This is a genomic window from Nocardia vinacea NBRC 16497 (assembly GCF_000308835.1).
Classification (GTDB): domain Bacteria; phylum Actinomycetota; class Actinomycetes; order Mycobacteriales; family Mycobacteriaceae; genus Nocardia; species Nocardia vinacea.
Window position 1 is genome coordinate 1 of record NZ_BAGN01000142.1, and the last position, 21,751, is coordinate 21,751.

21 protein-coding genes are annotated in these 21,751 nt (G+C 66.4%); 16 read left to right on the top strand and 5 right to left on the bottom strand.

The annotated features are described in order from the left end of the window. From ON44_RS19280 to ON44_RS19295, 4 genes are all read left to right on the top strand, one after another. Window positions 1-662, top strand: a 662-nt coding sequence (locus tag ON44_RS19280; protein WP_040692015.1) for an ABC transporter permease, incomplete at its 5' end; no start/stop codon positions are given. Between the two features lie 131 nt (window positions 663-793). Beyond that, on the top strand, window positions 794-1,768 hold the full coding sequence (locus ON44_RS19285) for a COX15/CtaA family protein (protein ID WP_040692017.1): 975 nt from the start codon (window positions 794-796) through the stop codon (window positions 1,766-1,768). A 231-nt stretch (window positions 1,769-1,999) separates the two neighbouring features. Then, window positions 2,000-2,992, top strand: a complete 993-nt coding sequence (gene pip, locus ON44_RS19290; RefSeq protein ID WP_040692018.1) for a prolyl aminopeptidase — start codon at window positions 2,000-2,002, stop codon at window positions 2,990-2,992. A gap of 72 nt (window positions 2,993-3,064) precedes the next feature. Continuing rightward, on the top strand, window positions 3,065-3,976 hold the full coding sequence (locus tag ON44_RS19295) for a 2-hydroxyacid dehydrogenase (RefSeq protein WP_085998569.1): 912 nt from the start codon (window positions 3,065-3,067) through the stop codon (window positions 3,974-3,976). Between the two features lie 43 nt (window positions 3,977-4,019). Here the strand turns inward: ON44_RS19295 and ON44_RS19300 are convergent, their stop codons facing one another. After that, window positions 4,020-4,853, bottom strand: a complete 834-nt coding sequence (locus ON44_RS19300; RefSeq protein WP_051182197.1) for a hypothetical protein — start codon at window positions 4,851-4,853, stop codon at window positions 4,020-4,022. Window positions 4,854-5,042: 189 nt separating this feature from the next. On the opposite strand from ON44_RS19300, the gene ON44_RS19305 reads away from it, so the two are divergent. The 4 genes from ON44_RS19305 to ON44_RS19320 all read left to right on the top strand — a co-directional run bounded on the left by ON44_RS19305 (window position 5,043) and on the right by ON44_RS19320 (window position 8,367). Beyond that, window positions 5,043-5,735 (top strand): type 1 glutamine amidotransferase domain-containing protein, encoded by a 693-nt coding sequence (locus ON44_RS19305; protein WP_040692020.1) that lies wholly within the window; start codon window positions 5,043-5,045, stop codon window positions 5,733-5,735. A 119-nt stretch (window positions 5,736-5,854) separates the two neighbouring features. Further along, on the top strand, window positions 5,855-6,064 hold the full coding sequence (locus tag ON44_RS19310) for an NfeD C-terminal domain-containing protein (RefSeq protein WP_218007608.1): 210 nt from the start codon (window positions 5,855-5,857) through the stop codon (window positions 6,062-6,064). A gap of 9 nt (window positions 6,065-6,073) precedes the next feature. Further along, complete coding sequence (locus ON44_RS19315; RefSeq protein WP_040692021.1) at window positions 6,074-7,525, top strand: SPFH domain-containing protein; 1,452 nt, start codon at window positions 6,074-6,076, stop codon at window positions 7,523-7,525. Between the two features lie 164 nt (window positions 7,526-7,689). Beyond that, on the top strand, window positions 7,690-8,367 hold the full coding sequence (locus tag ON44_RS19320; protein ID WP_157187220.1) for a respiratory nitrate reductase subunit gamma: 678 nt from the start codon (window positions 7,690-7,692) through the stop codon (window positions 8,365-8,367). 5 nt (window positions 8,368-8,372) lie between these two features. Here the strand turns inward: ON44_RS19320 and ON44_RS19325 are convergent, their stop codons facing one another. Next, window positions 8,373-8,720, bottom strand: a complete 348-nt coding sequence (locus ON44_RS19325) for a hypothetical protein (protein WP_040692025.1) — start codon at window positions 8,718-8,720, stop codon at window positions 8,373-8,375. A 60-nt stretch (window positions 8,721-8,780) separates the two neighbouring features. Between ON44_RS19325 and ON44_RS19330 the strand changes: the two genes are divergently transcribed. Then, entirely contained in the window at window positions 8,781-9,746 is a 966-nt protein-coding gene (locus tag ON44_RS19330) for a quinone oxidoreductase family protein (RefSeq protein WP_040692026.1), read from the top strand. 269 nt (window positions 9,747-10,015) lie between these two features. On the opposite strand, the gene ON44_RS19335 is transcribed toward ON44_RS19330, so the two are convergent. Further along, window positions 10,016-10,618 (bottom strand): TetR/AcrR family transcriptional regulator, encoded by a 603-nt coding sequence (locus tag ON44_RS19335; RefSeq protein WP_040692027.1) that lies wholly within the window; start codon window positions 10,616-10,618, stop codon window positions 10,016-10,018. 85 nt (window positions 10,619-10,703) lie between these two features. Between ON44_RS19335 and ON44_RS19340 the strand changes: the two genes are divergently transcribed. Continuing rightward, window positions 10,704-11,693: a quinone oxidoreductase family protein gene (locus ON44_RS19340; protein ID WP_218007609.1), complete on the top strand. Its 990-nt coding sequence runs from the start codon at window positions 10,704-10,706 to the stop codon at window positions 11,691-11,693. Between the two features lie 34 nt (window positions 11,694-11,727). Beyond that, window positions 11,728-13,146, top strand: coding sequence for an FAD-dependent monooxygenase (locus tag ON44_RS19345; RefSeq protein ID WP_040692028.1), 1,419 nt, complete (start codon window positions 11,728-11,730; stop codon window positions 13,144-13,146). A 1-nt stretch (window position 13,147) separates the two neighbouring features. On the opposite strand, the gene ON44_RS19350 is transcribed toward ON44_RS19345, so the two are convergent. Next, entirely contained in the window at window positions 13,148-14,137 is a 990-nt protein-coding gene (locus tag ON44_RS19350) for a heme o synthase (protein WP_040692049.1), read from the bottom strand. A 305-nt stretch (window positions 14,138-14,442) separates the two neighbouring features. On the opposite strand from ON44_RS19350, the gene tkt reads away from it, so the two are divergent. The 5 genes from tkt to pgl are packed head-to-tail and all read left to right on the top strand — an operon-like array spanning window position 14,443 to window position 20,944. Further along, a complete protein-coding gene (gene tkt, locus ON44_RS19355; protein WP_040692030.1) occupies window positions 14,443-16,584 on the top strand; it encodes a transketolase in 2,142 nt (713 codons plus the stop codon). Between the two features lie 6 nt (window positions 16,585-16,590). Further along, a complete protein-coding gene (tal, locus tag ON44_RS19360; protein ID WP_040692031.1) occupies window positions 16,591-17,721 on the top strand; it encodes a transaldolase in 1,131 nt (376 codons plus the stop codon). 4 nt (window positions 17,722-17,725) lie between these two features. Beyond that, entirely contained in the window at window positions 17,726-19,285 is a 1,560-nt protein-coding gene (gene zwf / locus ON44_RS19365; RefSeq protein WP_040692032.1) for a glucose-6-phosphate dehydrogenase, read from the top strand. After that, the gene (gene opcA / locus ON44_RS19370) at window positions 19,282-20,190 is read left to right on the top strand and encodes a glucose-6-phosphate dehydrogenase assembly protein OpcA (protein ID WP_040692050.1); all 909 of its coding nucleotides are present in this window, start codon (window positions 19,282-19,284) and stop codon (window positions 20,188-20,190) included. Before zwf ends, opcA begins: the two co-directional genes overlap by 4 nt. After that, a complete protein-coding gene (pgl, locus tag ON44_RS19375; RefSeq protein WP_040692033.1) occupies window positions 20,183-20,944 on the top strand; it encodes a 6-phosphogluconolactonase in 762 nt (253 codons plus the stop codon). Before opcA ends, pgl begins: the two co-directional genes overlap by 8 nt. On the opposite strand, the gene ON44_RS19380 is transcribed toward pgl, so the two are convergent. Further along, window positions 20,941-21,711 (bottom strand): amidohydrolase family protein, encoded by a 771-nt coding sequence (locus ON44_RS19380; protein ID WP_040692034.1) that lies wholly within the window; start codon window positions 21,709-21,711, stop codon window positions 20,941-20,943. The genes pgl and ON44_RS19380 overlap by 4 nt on opposite strands. Window positions 21,712-21,751: the final 40 nt, after the last annotated feature.

The following is a 21,751-nucleotide window of genomic DNA, read 5'->3' on the forward strand; positions in this document are numbered from 1 at the left end:
GCGAACAGCTGCTGCTCACCATGTTCATTCCGATCACCCTGCTGGTCGGGCTCAGTCTGTTGCCGTTCGGGGACCTCGGCGAGGACCGGGTCGACAAGATCGTGCCCGCGGTCATGATGGTCGCGGTCATGTCGACCGCCTTCACCGGACAGGCCATCGCGGTCGGATTCGACCGGCGCTACGGTGCGCTCAAACGCCTCGGCGCGACCCCACTCCCCCGCTGGGGCATTGTGGCGGGCAAGAGCGCCGCGGTGCTGATCGTGGTGGTGATGCAGGCAATTCTGTTGGGAGCCATCGGATTCGCGCTCGGCTGGCGACCGGAACTCGCCGGGCTCGCACTCGGCGCGCTGGTGATCGCGCTCGGCACAGCCACTTTCGCGGCAATGGGTCTGCTGCTCGGCGGCACGCTCAAGGCGGAGATCGTGCTGGCGCTGGCGAATATTCTGTGGTTCGTCATGCTCGGCATTGCGAGCATCGTGTTCGCATCCGACGATCTGCCTTCGGCGGTGAATGTGCTCGTGCGGTTGGTGCCGTCCGGGGCGCTGGCCGTCACGCTGGAAGACGCCATGCGCACCAGCATCGACTGGTTCGGCATTGCCGTCCTCGCCGCATGGGGTGGGATCTCCGGCTTCCTCGCCACCCGCTTCTTCCGCTTCGACTAGTCCGCTCGAGATCGCGGCGGGGCCTCTCGATCGATGTCGCCAAGGCGGCCGCCCGATCTCGCTCAGGCGGCAACGACGGGATGTAGTAGACCGGGTGCGGGTGGCTGAAGTGGCCCGGCTACGATCGTTGGGTGCTGAATCGCGCATTCCTGCGACTCGTCGATCTACTCCCGCTGCCCTCGTTGCGGGTGCAGCGACTGATCGCCATCGCGGTCATCGTCTCCCAGGCGGGTATCGCCGTCACCGGTGCGATCGTGCGGGTCACGGCCTCCGGACTCGGATGCCCGACCTGGCCGCAGTGCTTCCCGGGCAGTTTCACCCCGACCGGTGTGGCCGAGGTTCCGGTGCTGCATCAGACCGTCGAATTCAGCAACCGCATGCTGACCTTCGCGGTGACACTGTGCGCGGCGCTCATCGTGCTCGCCGTCACCCGGGCCCGTCGCCGTCGCGAGGTGCTCGTGTACGCGTGGTTGATGCCGGGCGGGACGGTGCTGCAGGCGATCATCGGCGGTATCACCGTGCGCACCGGTCTGCTGTGGTGGACGGTGTCGGTGCATCTGCTGGCGTCGATGCTGATGGTGTGGGTCGCGGTGGTCATGTTCGCGAAGGTCAGCGAACCCGATGACGGCATCGAAGTAATCCAGGCGCCCGCGCCGCTGCGCTGGCTCACCGGGCTGAGCGGGGTCGCGCTCGCCGGGGTCCTCATCGCCGGGACGCTGGTCACCGGCGCCGGACCGCACGCGGGCGATAAGAGCATCGAACGACCGGTCGAACGCCTCCAGGTCGAGATCGTCACCCTGGTACATCTGCACTCGCAGTTGCTCGTCGGCTATCTCGCACTGCTCATCGGCTTGGCCTTCGGCCTCTTCGCCGTCGGCATCACCCCCACCGTCCGTACCCGCCTGTTCGTCCTGCTCGCCCTGGTCTGCGCCCAGTCCCTGGTCGGCGTCGTGCAGTACTTCACCGACGTGCCCGCCGCCCTGGTCGCCACCCACGTCGGCGGCGCCGCAGCCTGCACCGCAGCCACCGCGGCGCTGTGGGCTTCGTTGCGAACCCGCGAACGCATCCAAGCACCGGTTCCGACCACGGCCGAACAGTCGGCGTAGACGGCTCGAACCCGCGGCGCTGTATCGCTCCCGAACCCCCATCGAAACGGAGATTCGAAACCCGGCGCGCCCGATGCATACGTATCCCGGTGCGCAAAAGCCGGGCAGTGGATCCCGTTCGACAGGCAAGCTGGCATTGAGCCACAGATTGCCGACAGCATCCGGGGTGGCGAAGCGTCGACGTCGACAGGAGCGGTCATGAGCGCAGCCGGGTCGGTTACCGCAGCAACGATGAATCCAGTAGGGGCGGGCACCCAAGCGGCCCAGCTCTTTCCAGAAATCGAGCCGTATGCGCACGGACTCCTCGACGTGGGCGATGGGAATCAGATCTATTGGGAGACCAGCGGGAACCCGAAAGGCAAACCCGCGCTTGTGGTGCATGGTGGCCCGGGCGGCGGTGGGCGACGCGGATCCCGAAAGTTGTTCGACCCCAGCGTGTATCGGATCGTATTGTTCGATCAGCGCGGATGCGGGCAGAGCGTGCCACATGCCTGCGATCCCACTGTCGATATGGCGCACAACACCACTGCGCATTTGATCGCGGATATGGAGCGGCTGCGCGAACATCTCGGTATCGATCGGTGGCTGCTGTACGGCGGATCATGGGGATCCACCTTGATCCTGGCGTACGCGCAGCGCTATCCGGAACGGGTCGGTGCGGTCGTACTCGTCGGCGTCACGATGACTCGCCCCGAAGAGATCGATTGGCTATATCACGGTGTCGCGCGGCTGCTGCCGGGCCCATGGGCGGCGTTTCGGGACGGAGTGCCCGCAGCCGAACGCGACGGGAATCTGGTCGCGGCGTACAACCGGCTCATGAACAGCCCGGACGCCGCGGTCCGCACCAAGGCCGCGCGGGACTGGTGCGCCTGGGAGGATGCGGTCATAGCACATGAAAACCTCGGCGCTCCTGGGCAATACAGCGCCAAGGCCGACGATGCGATGGTGGCGTTTGTGCGGATCTGTACATACTACTTCGCCAATGCCGCGTGGCTCGATGACGGCGTCCTGCTGCGCGAGGCGCATAGGCTCGCCGGAATCCCGGCCGTGCTGATTCACGGCCGCCTCGACCTGTCCGGACCCCTCTATTCAGCGTGGCAATTAGCGCGGGCCTGGCCGAGCGCCGAACTGCGCGTGATCGATGACTCCGGCCATACCGGCAGTCCCGCCGTGGACCGCGCGATCCTCGAGGCACTGGCCCGCTTCGGCGGTGCCAGAGGTTGATATCACGGGAAAAGATCCGATGATCGGATGCAATTCGTGACCGTAACGGCGGCCGCGGTTAGTCTGGCAGACATGCCGGTCACTGTCCTTGTGCCAGACGATTACGGAGTCGGCGTGCTGGCCCGGCTCGATGGGATTCGCCCGGTACGGTACACGCCGGGTGAACCGTTGCCCACCGCAGCGGAATTGGCGGAGGTGCTGGTTCCGGCGTTTCTCACCGGTCCCGAATCGATCGATCTGGCCGGACTGCCGAAGTTGCGGCTGGTGCAGATGCTCACCGCCGGGACCGAACGGTGGATCGGTAGGCTGCCCGATGGGGTAATGCTGTCGAATGCCCGCGGCGCGCATGGTGGCAGTTCCGCGGAATGGGTTGTCGCGGCCCTGCTGACTATCTATCGCGATCTGTTCGAGTTCGCCGATGCCCGACGGCACCGCCACTGGCAGTACCACCAGACCGACACCCTGGCTGGCAAGCGAATTCTCGGCATCGGCGCGGGTGATCTCGGTATCGAATTGCGCCGCAGGCTCGAGGCTTTCGATGCCACCTTGACGCTGGTCGGCACGACGGCCAGAGACGGGGTGCACGGCGTCGACGAATTGCCGACACTGCTCGGCGACTTCGACGCCGTCGTACTGATGGTTCCGGTGACCGAGCAGACCATCGGCATGGTCGATGCGCAATTCCTCGCCGCGATGGCAGATGGCGCGATATTGGTGAATGTCGCGCGGGGTCCCATCGTGCAGACCGAAGCACTACTCGCCGAACTCGACTCGGGGCGGCTTCGTGCCGCCTTGGACGTCACCGACCCCGAGCCACTGCCATCCGATCACCCGCTGTGGGCAGCGCCCGGTCTACTGCTCACGCCGCACGTCGCAGGCAGTAGCCGAGGCAGTCTCGACCGTGCCTACGCCGTAGTCACCGCGGAAATCATTCGATACGTGGCTGGGCAACCTCCGAAAAACCTTGTGCGCGGCGATTACTGACGGCCCCTGGCACACCGTCGGCGCCGATGGGTCGCCGGACAGATCACGGCCGCGGCCGAGTCGCCCGCGCGAGCGTCCTGATCAGCACATCCGATGCCAGCCGCACACGCTGGATGCGCAATCCCGCGTAACACGGATCGCCGTTCTCGACGAGTCCGACGATCATCGGTTCGTCCAGATGTTCCGCGGCGAAGGCATATACCTGCTCCAGCTTGGGGACGATCAGTCCATAGTCGAGCGCTCGTGCGACGCGGCCCTCCAGCGCGAGCACCGCCTCGACCGATAATTCCGTCAGCGGATACACCTCGGGAAAGGCATTCCGCAGGTCGAGGAACAGGCGAACCGAGCTGCGGCGCGGATCGGCCGACCAGCCGCCGAGGCGCCCGAACCGGCCCAGCGCCAGCGTCGGCCGCGCCACCAGCACATGGGTGAACAGCACCCGCATCAGCGTCACATTGATCATCAATCGCTCGGCGGGCAGTTCGGCCTCGGCCAACTCCTGATGCTCCAAATAGCCCGAGACGATGCTGCGGTTGTGCGCCCGGTACCACGCCGCGGGAGAAGGCGAGATGAGGAATTCGAGCCATAGCCGGGCACCCGGTGTCGACGCGTCGCGGATACCGGCCTGATGTAGCAGTGCGGCCTCGAGTTTGTCGTGCAACAGACGGTCGTTGATGGCGCGCCACCATGGGCTGCCGGTCTCCGGATCGAGTACGCCGCGCGCGAGTTCCCAACGCAGGAAGGCGATTTCGGCGCGACCGTAGCCGCGCAGCGCGGGCGGATAGCAGCTCTCGGCCAGCGCCACGCGGTGCTGCGCGTCGGCATGCGCGGCGCCGACCCGCCGAGCCGCCAACTCACTCGCCTTATCCGCGTTCATCGTCCCCTACTCTACGATCCGGACGCCGCCCATACCCGCAACCGGAGACCCATCAATATTCCGATGTCTCTTATAGGCGATCCTATTGGTGCTTCGATGAATGTGTGCCTAACGTCGATATCGTGACGAACTGACACCCTGCATATGCCACGTCAGCACGTCGACCAATCCCCGATCAGGAGGCACACGATGTCGAAGGTTCTTTTCGTCATGACCGGCGTCGACTACTGGACGCTCGCCGATGGCACGAAACATCCGACCGGCTACTGGGCCGAAGAGGTCGTGGCGCCGTATAAGGCCATCAAGGCGGCGGGTCACGAGATTGTGGTGGCCACTCCCGGTGGCGTCGTGCCGACGGTCGACCAGGGCAGTCTCGCACCCGAGGTCAACGGCGGTGCGGACGGTGCCGCGGAGATCGCCGAGAGCCTGGCCGATGCGGCAGAACTGCGCAGCCCGATCCGGCTCGAGGATGTCGACCTGGCCGAATACGACGCCGTGTACTACCCGGGCGGACACGGCCCGATGGAAGATCTGTCGGTGAATGCCGACTCAGGCGCCCTGCTCAATGCCGCGCTGGCCTCGGGCAAACCGCTCGGTGTCGTCTGCCACGCGCCCGCCGCGCTGCTCGCGACCGCCATCGACGGCGATTCCCCGTTCGTCGGCTACCAGGTCACCGGATTCACCAATGCCGAAGAGGCACAAGCCGGATTCGCCGATAAGGCCAAGTGGCTGCTGCAGGATCGGCTGGTCGAGCTCGGCGTCGATTTCCGCGAGGGCGAGCCGTGGGCACCGCATATCGAGATCGATCGCAATCTCTACACCGGCCAGAATCCCGCATCGTCGGCACCGCTGGCCGCGGCGATCGTCAAAGCGCTGGGCTGACTCGAGACAGGGCACGAGACCAGAGGGCATAAGGGAAACGTAAAGATCGCTTGCGCCAACGGCTCTCGGAAACCGCGCGGTCTAACGTGGAGTGGTCGAACCGCGGCAGGGAGGTGTCGGTGGCGACAGACGTGATCGGCAAGATCGCCCGCGTCACCGCGACGATCAAGCCGGACCATCTCGGCGAAGTTCTGATCGAGGTGCGGGCGGGCACCGAGCGATTTCTCGCACGCCCTGCCGACGGGGCGACAACCATTCCGAGGCATACCCAGGTGCTCGTGGTCGGGAGCCTGGGTGGGCGCACGGTTGAAGTCACTCCCTTGAAATGAAGGTTCATCATGGACGTCCTGATACTGGTCGTCGTCGGCATCGCCGTTGTTGTGCTGTTCCTGGCCGCCGTGCTGTTCCGGCTGTCCTGGCGGGTCGCCGAACCCGATGAGGCACTGATCATCTCCGGGTTCCGCGCGGGCGAAGGACAGTCCTTCGGCGAGAGCATGGGCTTCCGGATCGTCACCGGACGCGGCAGTCTGGTGGCACCCGGACTGACCAAGGTGCGCCGAATCTCGTTGGAGGCGCACGAAAGTCAGATCACCGTCCCCTGCGTGAGCCAGCAGAAGATCAGTCTGCAGCTGGCCGGTGTGGTGGTCTACAAGGTCGGTGACGACTACCGGTCCATCGCAAACGCGGCCCGCCGGTTCCTGGACCGCCCGGCCGAGGAGCTGGAAACCAAGGTGCAGAATGTCTTCGTCGGCCATCTGCGCGCGATCGCGGGTTCGATGACCGTCGAGGATATGATCAGCGACCAGGACAAATTCTCCGAGCAGGTCCGCGACCGGTGCTCGCAGGAGATGGAGTCCTTCGGCCTAGTGATCGACAGCTTCCAGATCCAGTCCATTGCCAGCGGCTCGAATTACATTGCCAATCTTGCGATTCCGCATCAGGCCGCAGTAGAGCAGCAGGCCCGCATCGCCCGCGCCAATGCCGAGCGCGAGGCCATCGAACAGGAACAGGCAGCACAGGCCCAGATCGCACTCGCAATGCGTGACACCCAGATCAAGAAGGCCGGCTATCAGGCCGAGGTGGACAGCGCGAGTCAGGAAGCCGCCCAGCAGGGCCCGCTCGCCGATGCCAAGGCCCGCCAGGCGGTCGTCGAAATGGCAACGCGCGTCGCACAACTCGAAGCACAGCAGAAGGAACAGCAGCTGCAGGTCGAGATCCGCAAGCCGGCGGATGCCGAGGCCTATCGCCAGACCACCCTGGCCACCGCGGGCCGCGACGCGCGGATCAGCCAAGCTGAGGCCGATGCCCAGGAGACCCGTTTGCGCGCGGAAGCCGCTGCGGCACAGACGAAAATGCAGGCACTCGCCGAGGCCGAGGCGATCAAACTGCGGGCCGCCGCCGAGGCCGAGGCCACCCGGCTCACCGGTCAGGCCGAGGCAGACGCCATCAAGGCCAGGGGTCTGGCCGAGGCAGACGCCGTGCGCGCGCATATGGCCGCCGAGGCCGCGGGTATCCAGCAGCGCGCCGAGGCGATGAGCCAGAACCAGGAGGCCGTCATCGCACAGCAGATCGCCGAGAAGCTCCCGCAGATCGTCGCCGCAGCGGCGGCACCGTTCGAGCACGTCGATCAGTTCACGGTGTTGAACGGCGCACAAGGTGTCACCTCGGCATTGGCCGAGATCATTCAGCAGGCGGGTGCGCTCACCTCGATCGCACGCGAATCTCTGCTGCCCGCAATGAATCTCAGTACGAACGGGCACCAGAACGGCGAGGTCGAACTCCCGAAGTAGACCGCGAGTCGGCGGCGATCCGCGAACGATTCGCCGCCGATGCCCGAAGCACTCTTCGGTAACCGAAGTACCCTTCGGTAAGGGCCATTGGTCCCTTGTTCGGCATTCGGTGTCTCTGCGACCGTGATACGTCTGATCATCGGTATGCGGAAAGCGAACTCGCCGTGACATCGCTGTTGTGGATCGCGCTGCCCTATGGCGCGTTCGTGTCGTTCGTCCTCGGTCATGTGTGGCGCTACCGGCGCGACGGGTTCCGCAGCTATACCGGTTATCCGGAGATGGACCGCAGCCAACGGTTCGGATCGACGGCTTTTCGGTCCGGGGTGTGCCTCATAGTCCTCACCCGCCTGATCAATGTGATCACCGCCGAACCACACGCCCGACCCTCCGGTGCGCTGCACGTGGTCACCACGATCGTGCAGATCGGCGGTGTCGCCGCGGCCACGGTCGGGGCGGTGTTGCTGTTCCTGCCGGATCTGATCACGGGCCCGTCGCGTCCCGTGATCACCCCGCTGGACCGCATCACGTTCCCGGCCCTGACGGCCGCGCTGCTGTCCGGAGTGATCATCGAATACGATCCGACCACGGTGGCGCGCGAATATCGAACCGGCGAAACGCTTTTCGCATGGTTCCGCTCGCTGGTCACCATCGATCCGTATCCCGAGGCCATGCAGCATGCACCGCTCATCTACCAGGCGCGGGGATTGATCCTGCTGCTGATCCTGGGCATCTGGCCCTTTACCCGGCTCGCGGGCATCTTCGCGGGCCCGGTCACGCGGCTGGTCCTGCACGCCGCCCCACGCCGGACTCGCGAACTGGACGGCGCGACCACGAAAGCCTGAACGGCTCAGTTCTCGTTGCGCGCCTTGGGAAAACGGGTCTGCCGGGCAACCCAACCGGCCATCTTGGCCCAGTGCCCCTTGCGCGGCGTGACCACCGAGATCAGCTCGCGGTCCCATTCATCGGCCTCGGTCAGGCCGTTGATGGTCTCGACCAATTCCTTGGCGGTCGCCAGATCGTCGACCACTCGGTCACCGAGGACACCGTCGGAGCCGACCAGGGTGACGCGCACGCCCGCGCGGCCGATCGGCTGCAGCACGGCCGTGGCGGAGCCGCCGTGCTCGGCGACGAATCCCTTGACCGAATCCACTAGGGAACCCGACAGCTGCACTGGGGCGGCGGCTTCAACACTCATGGCGCTAGTTTACTGACCGGTACGTTCGGGTCCAGCCCCCGTGGGTGTAGAACGGATCTCATGCGCGCTATTCAGGTTTCCGAGCACGGCGGTCCCGAAGTCCTGAACTACGTCGAGGTGCCGGATCCGCAGATAGGTCCGGATCAGCTGCTCGTCGACACCGAGGCGATCGGCATCAACTTCATCGATACCTATATCCGTACCGGCCGCTACCCGCAGGCGGTGCCCTATATTCCCGGCGCCGAGGGCACCGGTGTGGTAGCCGAGGTCGGCACGAATGTGACCGAATTCGCAGTCGGCGACCGAGTCGCCTGGGCGGCCGCACCCGGCAGCTATGCCCAGCGGGTCGCCGTACCGGCGGCGGTCGCGGTCAAGGTGCCCGACGGTGTCGACGCACCGGTCGCCGCCTCGGCGCTGCTGCAGGGTATGACAGCGCACTACCTGATCGAATCGATCTACAAGCCCGAACCCGGTGAGACTGTGCTGGTGCACGCGGGCGCGGGCGGCGTCGGTCTTATTCTCACTCAGCTCGCCGTCGCGCGCGGGGTGCGGGTGATCACCACCGTCTCCTCGGACGCGAAGGAAAAACTGTCCCGTGAGGCGGGCGCGAGCGAAGTGCTGCGTTACAGCGATGATCTCGCCGATCAGGTCCGCGCACGCACCGCGGGCGTCGGCGTCGCGGCCGTATACGACGGTGTCGGCGCGGCCACCTTCGAGGCCAGCCTCGCATCGCTGCGGGTGCGCGGCACGCTGGCCCTCTTCGGCGCGGCCAGCGGCTCGGTACCGCCCTTCGATCTGCAGCGCCTCAACCCGGCGGGGTCGCTGTTCGTCACCCGCCCCACGCTGGTGCACTACACCCGCGACCGTGCCGAATTGCTCTGGCGCGCAACCGATATCCTCACCGCGATCGCCGACGGAACACTGCATGTACGGATCGGTGCCACGTATCCCCTGGCCGAAGCCGAGCAGGCGCACCGCGATCTCGAGGGCCGCAAGACCACCGGCTCGATCGTCCTGCTGCCTTAACCACACGCCAACGGCCGTGCACCGGCGCGGCCGTTGGCGCCTGGAATCCATTGCCCAGCAGCCCGATTCGCACCTCCGGCCGCTGCCGGATCTATTCCGCCGCCCGGCAGCCCGATCGCACCCCCGGCCGCTGACGAGCCGGTTTCCCGGCCCGGCAGCTCGATTCGCACCCAGGCCGCTGACAGATCTATTCCGCTATATGGCAACCGGATTCGCACTCTCGGGTGCTGCCGAGCCGGTTTCGCAGCCCGGCAATCAGATCCGCCGGATCAGTAGTCCTGCCCGGTCAGGCCACGGTAAATGAACCGCGTCAAACCCTCGATCGCCTGTTCATCCGTCAGCGTGACGGAACCGTCCTCGACCGCCGCCAACATCCCCTGGGTGACCTGGAACATCATCGCCAGACTGGCATCGACACTGCTGGGCAGCCGTAATCCCTTGTCGGCCAGGCCATCCAGATGATCGGCGATATCTGCGCGCTGTTCGACCCCGAACTGTCCGAACACCCGAGCGAAATCCTCGCTGACGATCGCCGCCTGAGCAATCGCGCGCATCACCGCCCCATGTTCCCGCGAGAAGGACCAATACCCGGCGATGTGGTACCGCACCGCCTCCGGATCACTGAAATCGGATTTGTGTTCGGGCTGCTCCGCGCGCTCGTCCCCGGCACTCGCCAGATCGTTCAGCAGCGCCTGGAGTAGCTCCTCCTTGCTCGCGAAGTGGTTGTAGAACGACCCGGCCGCACGCCCAGCGGCCGCAGTGATGTCGGTGATCTTGGTGTTCAAGTAGCCGCGTTCGGCGAACACCCGCCGCGCCGCATCCTTCAGTGCCTGTTCGGTCTCTGCGGACTTTTCCCGGCGACTCGACGTCACTCACACCACCTCCTTGACACGAAAACCTATCAACCTCCATACTGAATTCAGATTCAGTGAATTTCAATTCAGATTGGTGAGGATCATGAAAGCAGCAGTCCTGCGCAGCGCCGGCGAAAGTCCTGTGTATGCCGACTTCGACGAGCCGGAGGTGACCGAAGGCCGGGAGCTGGCCGAGCTGGTGGCGGCGGGCATTCATCCGATCGTTCGATCGCTGGCGGCCGGTACGCACTACGGCAGCACCGACGCCTATCCCCTGATCCCGGGCATCGACGCGGTGGCGCGCACCGCCGACGGCGCGCTCGTCTACGCCGGTTTCCTGCAGGCTCCCTACGGCACGCTGGCCGAACGCATGGCGGTGCCCGCGCGGATGCGGATTCCGCTCCCGACCGGCGCCGATCCCGCGCGGATCGCCGGTGGACTCAACCCCGGATTGTCCTCGTGGCTGGTCCTGCGCGAGCGCCGCGACACACTGCCCGACCAGAAGCTCGGCACCGTGCTGATCCTCGGGGCCACCGGGGCCGCAGGTCTGCTGGCCGTGCAGAACGCCTTCGTGCTCGGCGCGGACCGGGTGATCGCCGCCGGACGCAATCGGTCGGCACTCGAGCGGGCGGCGGGATACGGCGCGACCACGGTCACGCTGCACGACGACAAGGACGCCACCGCGTCGGCGCTGGCCGAGGCGATCGGGACGGTGTCGCCGAGCCTGGTGCTCGACTATGTGTGGGGCACACCGGCCGAGGCCGCCTTCGCGGCCCTCGGACGCCAAGGCCTGACCGAGGACGACGCGGATATCGCATACATCCAGATCGGCGCCACCGCAGGTGCCGAGGCGGCCGTTCCGGCGGCGCTGTTGCGCAGCCGTCGCATCACGATCTCCGGTAGCGGGGGCCGGATCCGCGTCGGTGCAGTCGATCCTGGCCGCCACCCCCGAGTACATGCAGTTGATCGCCGATGGCCGGTTGGACACCGCGGTGCAGGAGTTCCCGCTCTCGAAGGTCGAAGACGCTTGGGCCGCCGCGCAATTCGGCGCCACTCGGGCCGTCGTCGCCCCGGATTGATCGGTCGACGGTAGCCAACCAACCAACGCAATTCGGTACGGAGATATCGTGCACGACCAAACACAAGTACTCATCGCGGGCGCCGGCCCCACCGGCCTCACCCTCGCCATCGACCTGGCCCGCCGCAATATTCCGGTGCGCATCATCGACCGGGCCACCGAATTCTTCGCCGGATCGCGCGGCGACGGTATCCAGCCGCGCACGCTCGAGGTTTTCGACGACCTCGGCGTGCTGGATGCGGTCCGCCGGGCCGGATCACCGTCGCCGGTGATCCGCGCGCACTTCGGCGGTGAATTCGCGGGCGAACATCGGATGGCCGAACCAGTCGAGCCGACGCCCTCGGTCCCCTACCCCAACCTCTGGGTGCTCGGGCAGTCGCGGACCGAGGCGATCCTGCGTGACCGGCTCGCGGAGTTCGGCGTTCGGGTCGAACTCGCCACGGCGCTGGTCACTTTCGAACAGGACGAGACGGGTGTCAGCGTCGAATTGGCGCACGACGGTGTCATCGAGACGTTGCGCGTCGCCTATCTGGTCGGCGCAGACGGCGGGAAAAGCACCGTCCGTAAGACACTCGGCATTCCATTCGAAGGCACCACCGACGATTCGATCCGGATATTGCTGGGCGATGTCGGCGCCGATGCGCTCGATCACGCCTACGGCTACTGGTTCGCCGCGGCCGGTCGGCCGATGGAGGGAATCATGTTGTCCCCGTTGCCCGGTGGCAGCCAGTTCCAATTCGGTGCGCCATTGGACACCGACGCCGAGCCCACCCTCGAGGTGCTGCAGGAGTTCGTCGACCGCTATGCCGGTCTGGATATCGTCCTGACCGATCTCACCTGGGCGACAGTATGGCGGCCGAATATCCGTCTGGCGCAACGATTCCGGGAGGGTCGGGTATTCCTCGCGGGCGACGCCGCACATGTGCATCCGCCCACCGGCGGACAGGGCATGAACACCGGTATCCAGGATGCCTACAACCTCGGCTGGAAGCTCGCCGCCGCCGTCGCGGGCGACGAATCACTGCTGGACAGTTACGAATCCGAACGCCGCACAGTAGCCGCACGGGTGCTCGGGATCAGTGCCGAACTGCTGGACAAGCTGGTCGACGGTGCCGAGGATGCCATGCAGCGTGGTGCGGAGACGCGTCAATTGGATATCAGCTACCGAGATCCCGCCGACCACGGCGTGCTGGTCGCCGGTGACCGCGCACCCGACGCACCGGTCAAAGATGCCGAGGGGCGGCCGATTCGACTGTTCGACCTGTTCCGCGGACCGCATGCGACGCTGCTGTCATTCGGCGAAACCGACGTACCGCCCGAACCAGGTGTCGAGGTGTACACGGTGATCCGCCCCGGTGACAAGGCGACCGGACAGCACGTCGTGGATGTGGACGGTCACGCCTTCACCGCCTACGACGCGGTCGACGGCACCACCGTACTGGTCCGGCCCGACGGATATATCGGCTGATTCAGCCGAAGAAGCTGCCGATCGTGTCCCACCCGAGCACCGAATCCACCGCGAGACCACAGAACACCACGGCCAGATAGTTGTTGGACTGCAGGAACAGTCGCAGCGGCTTCACCGATTCACCGCGCCGCACACCGGAGTACAGCTGGTGCGCCATGAGCAGGAACCACGCCCCGGCCACCAGCGCGACGGCCGCGTAGACCACACCGGTCGCGGGGACCAGCGCGAGGGTGGTGAGCACGGTGAGCCAGGTGTAGATGACGATCTGCTTGGTGACGGCCTGCTCGGTGGCCACGACCGGCAGCATCGGCACGCCGGCCGCGCGGTAGTCCTCCTTGTAGCGCATGGCCAATGCCCAGGTGTGCGGCGGCGTCCAGAAGAAGATGACACCGAACAGCGCGATCGCCGGCCAGCCGATATTTCCGGTCGCCGCCGACCAGCCGACCAGCGCGGGCATACATCCGGCCGCGCCGCCCCACACCACGTTCTGCGAGGTGCGGCGCTTGAGACCGAGGGTGTACACGAAGACGTAGAACAGGATCGTCGCGACGACCAGCAGGCCGCTCAGCAGATTCGCCTGCCACCACAGCCAGGCGAACGACCCGATGCCGAGCGTGACACCGAAGACGAAGGCGTGCGAGGTCGGCACTGCCGCCCTGGCCAGCGGCCGCTTCGCTGTCCGCTTCATCACCTTGTCGATATCGGCGTCGGCGACGCAGTTGAGCGTATTGGCGCTGGCGGCGCCCATCCAACCGCCGAACAGCGTGACCAGAATCAGCCGGATATCGACATGGCCGCGATCGGCCAACAGCATCGTCGGAATCGTCGCGACCAGTAGCAGCTCGATGACGCGCGGCTTGGTCAACGCGATATAGGCGAGCGGTCGCCGCAGTAGTCGGGACAGCAGGCCGTCGCCGGTCAACCGGTCGGCCAGCGCCGTCGCGGAGGAGCCGTGTGCACCATCGCCACCCGGCTGTTGCCCAATCCGCACTGTCTCTCCTCGCACGCTGTGCATCGCATCCGGCATGAAACCACCGCCGCGCTCCCTGCTCGAGCTGGTGCGAGGCGGCAACTACTACAGACGATGGTAGACCCAGCCGCACAGCCTTCTTTCCATAGCCCCTCGCTGCGGCACGCTGTCGGAGCAATTCGACACCCGAACTAAGCCGGGTTCCTCACATGCCGGTCATCGGGCACATCTAGGGTGGTTGGGGTAAACCCGGTTCGCATTCCACAGCTGCCGTGCGCGCACCCCTCCGCCACCGTCGACGAAACAATGTCAGGAGAACCTCGGTCGTGTCAGTCACAGACGACATCCGCGCCCTCACTCAGCCGCATCACCCGGACGACTGGACGGATCTGGACACCAAGGCCGTCGACACCGTTCGGGTTCTAGCCGCCGATTCGGTGCAGAACGCCGGGAACGGGCACCCCGGCACCGCGATGAGCCTCGCACCGCTGGCCTACACGCTCTACCAGCGCACCATGCGCCTGGACCCGAGCGATCCGAGCTGGGTCGGCCGGGACCGCTTCGTACTGTCCTGCGGTCACTCCAGCATCACCCAGTACATCCAGCTCTACCTGGCCGGATACGGTCTGGAGCTGAACGATCTCGAGCACCTGCGCAAGTGGGGCTCGCTCACCCCGGGCCACCCCGAATTCCGCCACACCGACGGCGTCGAGATCACCACCGGCCCGCTGGGTCAGGGTCTGGCCTCCGCGGTCGGTATGGCGATGGCGGCACGGCGCGAGCGCGGTCTGTTCGACCCGGATGCCGCACCGGGCACCAGCCCGTTCGACCACTTCATCTACGTCATCGCCTCCGACGGTGATATGGAGGAGGGCGTCACCTCCGAGGCCTCCTCGCTCGCGGGCACCCAGCAGCTGGGCAACCTGGTCGTGATCTACGACGACAACAAGATCTCCATCGAGGACGACACCACCATCGCCTTCACCGAGGATGTCGCCGAGCGCTACGCGGCCTACGGCTGGCACGTGCAGGTGGTCGAGGGCGGTGAGGACGTCGTCGCCATCGAGGCGGCGCTGGCCGCGGCCAAGGCGGAGACCGGTAAGCCGTCGATCATCGTGCTGCGCACCATCATCGGCTTCCCCGCCCCGAACAAGATGAACACCGGCGCCGCGCACGGCGCCGCACTCGGCGCCGACGAAGTGGCCGCCACCAAGAAGATCCTCGGCTTCGACCCGGAAAAGAACTTCCAGGTCGACGACGATGTCATCGCGCACACCCGCAAGGTCATCGACCGCGGCCAGCAGGCGCATGCGGCCTGGCAGCAGCAGTTCGACGCGTGGGCCGCCGCGAACCCGCAGAACAAGGCGCTGTTCGATCGGCTCGCCAAGCGTGAGCTGCCCGCAGGCTGGGCCGCGAATCTGCCGACCTACGCGGCGGATCCGAAGGGTATGGCCACCCGCAAGGCGTCCGGCAAGGTGCTCGCCGCGCTGGCGCCGGTGCTGCCGGAGCTGTGGGGCGGTTCGGCCGACCTCGCCGAATCCAACAACACCACCATGCCCGACGCGCCGAGCTTCGGTCCGGAGTCGATCTCGACCGGCATGTGGAAGGCCAACCCGTACGGCCGCACCCTGCACTTCGGTGTGCGCGAGCACGCCATGGGCGCGATCCTGAACGGCATCGCCCTGCACGGACCGACCCGTCCGTACGGCGGCACCTTCCTGGTCTTCTCCGACTACATGCGCCCGGCCGTGCGCCTGGCCGCGCTGATGCGGGTGCCCGCGATCTACGTGTGGACGCACGACTCCATCGGCCTCGGTGAAGACGGCCCGACGCATCAGCCGATCGAACATCTGGCCGCGCTACGCGCGATTCCGGGTCTGAACGTGGTCCGCCCCGGCGATGCCAACGAGACCACCTACGCCTGGCGCACCATCCTCGAGCGCGACAGCAGCGAGCACACCTCGCACTTCTCGGTCTCCGAACCGGCCCACCAGGACGGGCCGTCCGCGCTCGCGCTGACCCGCCAGGATCTGCCGATCGTCGAAGGCACCAGCTACGAGGGCGTCAAGAAGGGCGGCTACGTGCTGGCCGAGGCGTCCACCGGCACCCCGCAGGTAATCCTGATCGCGACCGGATCCGAGCTCCAACTCGCGGTCGCCGCCCGCACTACGCTGGAGGCGCAGGGCATCGGCACCCGCGTGGTCTCGATGCCGTGTGTGGAGTGGTTCGACGCGCAGGACAAGGCATATCGGGACGAGGTGCTGCCGCCGGCGGTCGCCGCTCGCGTGGCCGTCGAGGCCGGAATCGCGATGCCGTGGTACCGGTTCACCGGTGACGCGGGCGAGATCGTTTCGATCGAGCACTTCGGTGCCTCGGCCGATTTCAAGACCCTGTTCCGCGAGTTCGGGATCACCGCGGAAGCCGTAGTCGCTGCCGCGCAGCGCACCCTGGAAAACGTGAAGGGATAAGAGCTCATGGCACAGAACGAAAACCTCGCCGCCCTCTCCGCCGCGGGCGTCTCGGTGTGGCTCGATGATCTGTCGCGGGACCGGATTCAGTCCGGGAACCTGGCCGAGCTCATCGAAACCCGCAGCGTCGTCGGCGTCACCACCAATCCGACCATCTTCCAGGGCGCCCTGAGCCAGGGGCACGCCTACGACGGCCAGGTGAAAGAGCTTGCCGCCCAGGGCGCGGATGTGGATTCCGCGATCCGGACCATCACCACCGACGATGTGCGTGCGGCCTGCGACGTGCTGGCCGGGGTCTACGAGGCCAGCAACGGTGTCGACGGCCGGGTCTCCATCGAGGTCGACCCGCGCCTGGCCTTCGACGCCGAGCAGACGGTCGCGCAGGCGATCGACCTCTGGAAGACGGTGGACCGGCCCAACCTGTTCATCAAGATTCCGGCCACCGAGGCGGGCCTGCCCGCAATTACCCGGGTGATCGCGGAGGGCATCAGCGTCAACGTGACCCTGATCTTCTCGGTCAAGCGCTACCGCCAGGTGATGGGCGCCTACCTCGATGGTCTGCGCGGAGCCAAGGCCACCAGCCACGACCTGGCCAAGATCCATTCGGTCGCTTCGTTCTTCGTCTCCCGCGTGGATACCGAGATCGATAAGCGACTCGAGACGATCGGTACACCGGAAGCGCTGGCACTGCGCGGACAGGCGGGTGTCGCCAACGCGCGCCTGGCCTACGCCGAATACCAGGACGTCTTCGACGGTGGAGCGCACACCTCGACCTACGCGCACCTGGCCGCCTCCGGTGCGAATCGGCAACGGCCGCTGTGGGCTTCGACGGGTGTGAAGAATCCGGAATACTCGGACACGCTGTATGTCACCGAACTGGTCGCGCCGAATACGGTGAATACGCTGCCGGAGAAGACCCTCGAGGCGGTCGCCGATCACGGCGAGATCCGTGGCGACGCCGTCAGCGGTACCGCCGCGGCCGCGCAGGAGGTCTTCGACAAGCTCACCGCGGTCGGCATCGACCTCGATGACGTCTTCGAGGTGCTCGAGCGCGAGGGTGTGGAGAAGTTCGAGAAGTCGTGGGAGGAGCTGCTTTCCGCCACGGCAGGCGAACTGGCCAAGTCCGGGGATAACTGACCCGATGGCCGGCACTCAGACGAATACCTGGAAGAACCCGCTCCGCGACAAGCGGGATAAGCGGGTCCCCCGCATCGCGGGACCGTGCAGCATGGTGATCTTCGGCGTCACCGGCGATCTGTCCCGGAAGAAACTGATGCCGGCCATCTACGATCTGTCGAACCGGGGGCTGCTGCCCCCGGGCTTCGCGCTGGTCGGATTCGCCCGCCGGGACTATGCGGACGAGGACTTCGCGAATGTCGTGCTCGACGCGGTAAAAGCGCACGCCCGCACACCCTTTCGGCAGGAGGTCTGGGACCACCTGGCCGAGGGCATCCGCTTCGTACAGGGCTCCTTCGACGACGATTCCGCCTTCGCCAAACTCGCCGACGTACTGGCGAAGCTGGACAAGGACCGCGGCACCGGCGGCAATCACGCCTTCTACCTGTCGATTCCGCCGAATATGTTCCCGGTGGTGCTCGATCAGCTCTCCGAGCACAAACTGGCCCAACCGACGAAAACCAATGGCGAGGGCCGCAAGCCGTGGCGCCGGGTAGTGATCGAGAAGCCGTTCGGCCACGATCTGGACAGCGCGGTCGAACTCAACGCGCTGGTCAACCGGGTGTTCCCGGAGGAGACGGTATTCCGCATCGATCACTATCTCGGCAAGGAGACGGTGCAGAACATCCTGGCGCTGCGGTTCGCCAACCAGCTCTACGAACCGATCTGGAATGCCAATTACGTCGACCATGTGCAGATCACCATGGCCGAGGACATCGGATTGGGCGGGCGCGCAGGCTATTACGACGGTATCGGCGCGGCCCGCGATGTCATCCAGAACCACCTGCTGCAGTTGCTCGCGCTGACCGCCATGGAGGAGCCGATCAGCTTCGAGCCCAAACAGCTGCAGGCGGAGAAGATCAAGGTGCTCTCGGCGACCAAACTCGTCGAGCCTCTCGATGAAACCACCGCGCGCGGACAGTACGCGGAAGGCTGGCAGGGCGGCGAGCATGTGGTCGGACTGCTCGATGAGGAGGGTTTCGACCCGCAATCGCGCACCGAAACCTACGCGGCGATCACCCTCGAGGTCGACACCCGACGCTGGGCTGGTGTGCCGTTCTACCTGCGCACCGGAAAACGCTTGGGCCGCAGGGTGACCGAGATCGCGGTGGTGTTCAAGCGGGCCCCGCATCTGCCGTTCGACCAGACCATGACCGAGGATCTCGGGCAGAACGCACTGGTCATCCGGGTGCAGCCCGATGAGGGCATCACCACCCGCTTCGGTTCGAAGGTGCCGGGGTCGGGCATGGAAGTGCGCGATGTCAATATGGATTTCAGCTACGGCGAGGCGTTCACCGAATCCTCCCCCGAGGCCTACGAACGCCTGATCCTCGATGTGCTGCTCGGGGTGCCGTCCCTGTTCCCGGTGAACGCGGAGGTCGAATTGTCCTGGCGCATCCTGGATCCGGTGCTCGAGCACTGGGCCGCCGACGGCAAACCCGAACAGTACGAGGCGGGGACCTGGGGTCCGGCCTCGGCCGATGAGATGTTGGCCCGCACCGGGCGCGAATGGCGGCGGCCATGATCGTCGATATGCCGCAGACCACCACCTCCGAGGTCACCAAACGCCTGGTACGCCTTCGGGAGAGCAATGGTGTGATCACCATGGGCCGGGTGCTGACCCTGGTCGTGTGCACGCTGGACAGCTCCGAGGCCGAAGACGCCATCGACGCCGCCAATGACGCCAGCCGCGAACATCCCTGTCGCGTGGTTGTTTTGGCGCGGGGGGATCGCGAGGCCGAGACCCGATTGGATGCCCAGATCCGCGTCGGCGGCGATGCGGGTGCGGCCGAGGTGATAGTGCTGCGGCTGCAGGGTGATCTGATCAACCACGAGAGCAGCGTCGTCATCCCGTTCCTGCTGCCGGACACCCCAGTGGTGGCGTGGTGGCCGCGTGGCGCGCCGGAGTTCCCGTCCAAGGATTCGGTGGGACGCTTGGCGACTCGCCGCATCACCGACGCCACCTTCGCCGCCGACCCGCAGGCGACGATCAAGAAGCGCCTCGGCTCCTACGCCTCCGGGGATACCGATCTGGCGTGGAGTCGCATCACCTACTGGCGGGCGCTCTTGGCGGCCGCCATGGACGAACCGCCGTTCGAGCCGGTGGATTCGGTGATCGTCTCCGGCCTGCGCGACGAACCCGCGCTGGACATGCTCGCGGGCTGGTTGGCCGCCCGGCTGGACTGTCCGGTGCGGCGCCGCTCGGGCGCGTTGCGGGTGGAGGTGCATCGCCCGACGATGTCCATCGCGATCGAGCGGCCGCAGACCGGGCGCACCGCGACGCTGACCCGCACCGGTGACCCGGATCAGCGAATCGCCTTGGCGCGCCGAGAAACTCGCGACTGCCTCGCCGAGGAGCTGCGACGGCTGGATGCCGACGAGATCTATGCCGAGGCGCTCGCCGGAATCGAGAAGGTGACCTATGAGTGAGCGCACGAACTTTCCCGCGAACACCGTCGAAGTACACGACGACACCGAGGCCTTGATCGCCGCCGCGGCCACGCGATTCGTCGCGGTCGTGGTGGCGGCACAGGCGGCACGTGGCTCCGCATCGGTGGTGTTGACCGGCGGTGGGACCGGGATCGGACTGTTGGAATTGGTCCGCAAGACACCCGGCGATATCGACTGGTCGATGCTCGATGTGTTCTGGGGTGACGAGCGATTCGTGCCCGCGGGCGATTCGGAGCGCAATGATCTGCAGGCGCGGCAGGCGCTGCTGGATCATGTGCCGGTTGATCCGTCGCGGGTGCATCCGGTTGCCACCTCCGATGGTGAGTATCCGGATCCGGTCGAAGCCGCCGCCGAGTATGCGGCGGCGGTGCACGCGCACCTGGCCGAGCACGGGGCCTTCGATCTGCATCTGCTCGGTATGGGTGGCGAGGGGCATGTGAATTCGCTGTTCCCGCATACCGATGCGGTGCGGGAACAGCATGAACTCGTTGTCGCGGTGCCGGATTCGCCGAAGCCGCCGGCGGTGCGGGTCACGCTGACGCTGCCCGCGGTGCGGCACAGTCGCCATGTTGTGCTGGTTGTCGGTGGTGCCGCCAAGGCCGAAGCCGTTGCCGCGGCGGTTGCCGGTGCGGATCCGGTGGAGATCCCCGCGGCGGGTGCCGTCGGGTCGGAATCCACTACATGGCTGTTGGATCGGGACGCCGCCGCGGCTTTGCCGGGTGCCGCGAGCTAACTCAGCAACTGCCGCGCGGTTGCGCCGAGGACCAGTTCACGCACGTGTGGTGAGCGGGTGGCGCGTTCGACGGTGGTGCGCGCGATGACCGGGTCGCCGTAGGGGGCATCCGAGCCGAAGAGGGTGCGCTCGGGAATTTCGGCTATGGCCAGGCGGACCGCGAAAACGATACTGGCAGTGGACAATTCGAGGTACATATTCGGGGTGTCGCGAACCAGTTCGATTGCGTCCATCCAGTGCGCTCCGCCGAGTTGGGATACCACGAGCGGCACGCGGGGGTAGCGCCGCGCGAGGTCGGTCAGGGTGCGCAGGTCGGCGGCGGTCGTGGGTGCGGCGCCGTGGACGACGACAGGGAGTCCATCGTGGTCGGTGGCGGCGCGGAGTACCGGCTCGATCAGGGCTGCTTGATCCGGCGGCGGGGTCAACTCACCGATGCCGCGCAGTCCGCGCCCGACTACCTCGCGTTCGACGATCGCGTCGGCATCGGGCGTGTCGAGCGGTACCGAGGCGAATCCGATGAACCGGTCCGGGTATGCGTCGAGGGCGTCGTCGAGTTCGCGCCGGGCCGTTTCGCGCCCGAGGGCGCCGCCGCCGGCGAGAGCCTGCGTCAGCAGGTCCATCTCTGCGCGTAGTTCGGTGAGGTTTCCGGCTCGTTCGGGATGCGGTCGGGTCATGAACAGGATGGTCTTGTCCACGCCTGCCTCGTCGAGCACCGCGATGTGATCGGTGAGCGGGTCGTGGACGTGGCTGTGTGCGTCGATGATCAACGTTTCTCCTGACGGAATCGAGTTGCGGGCTCGAGTGTTG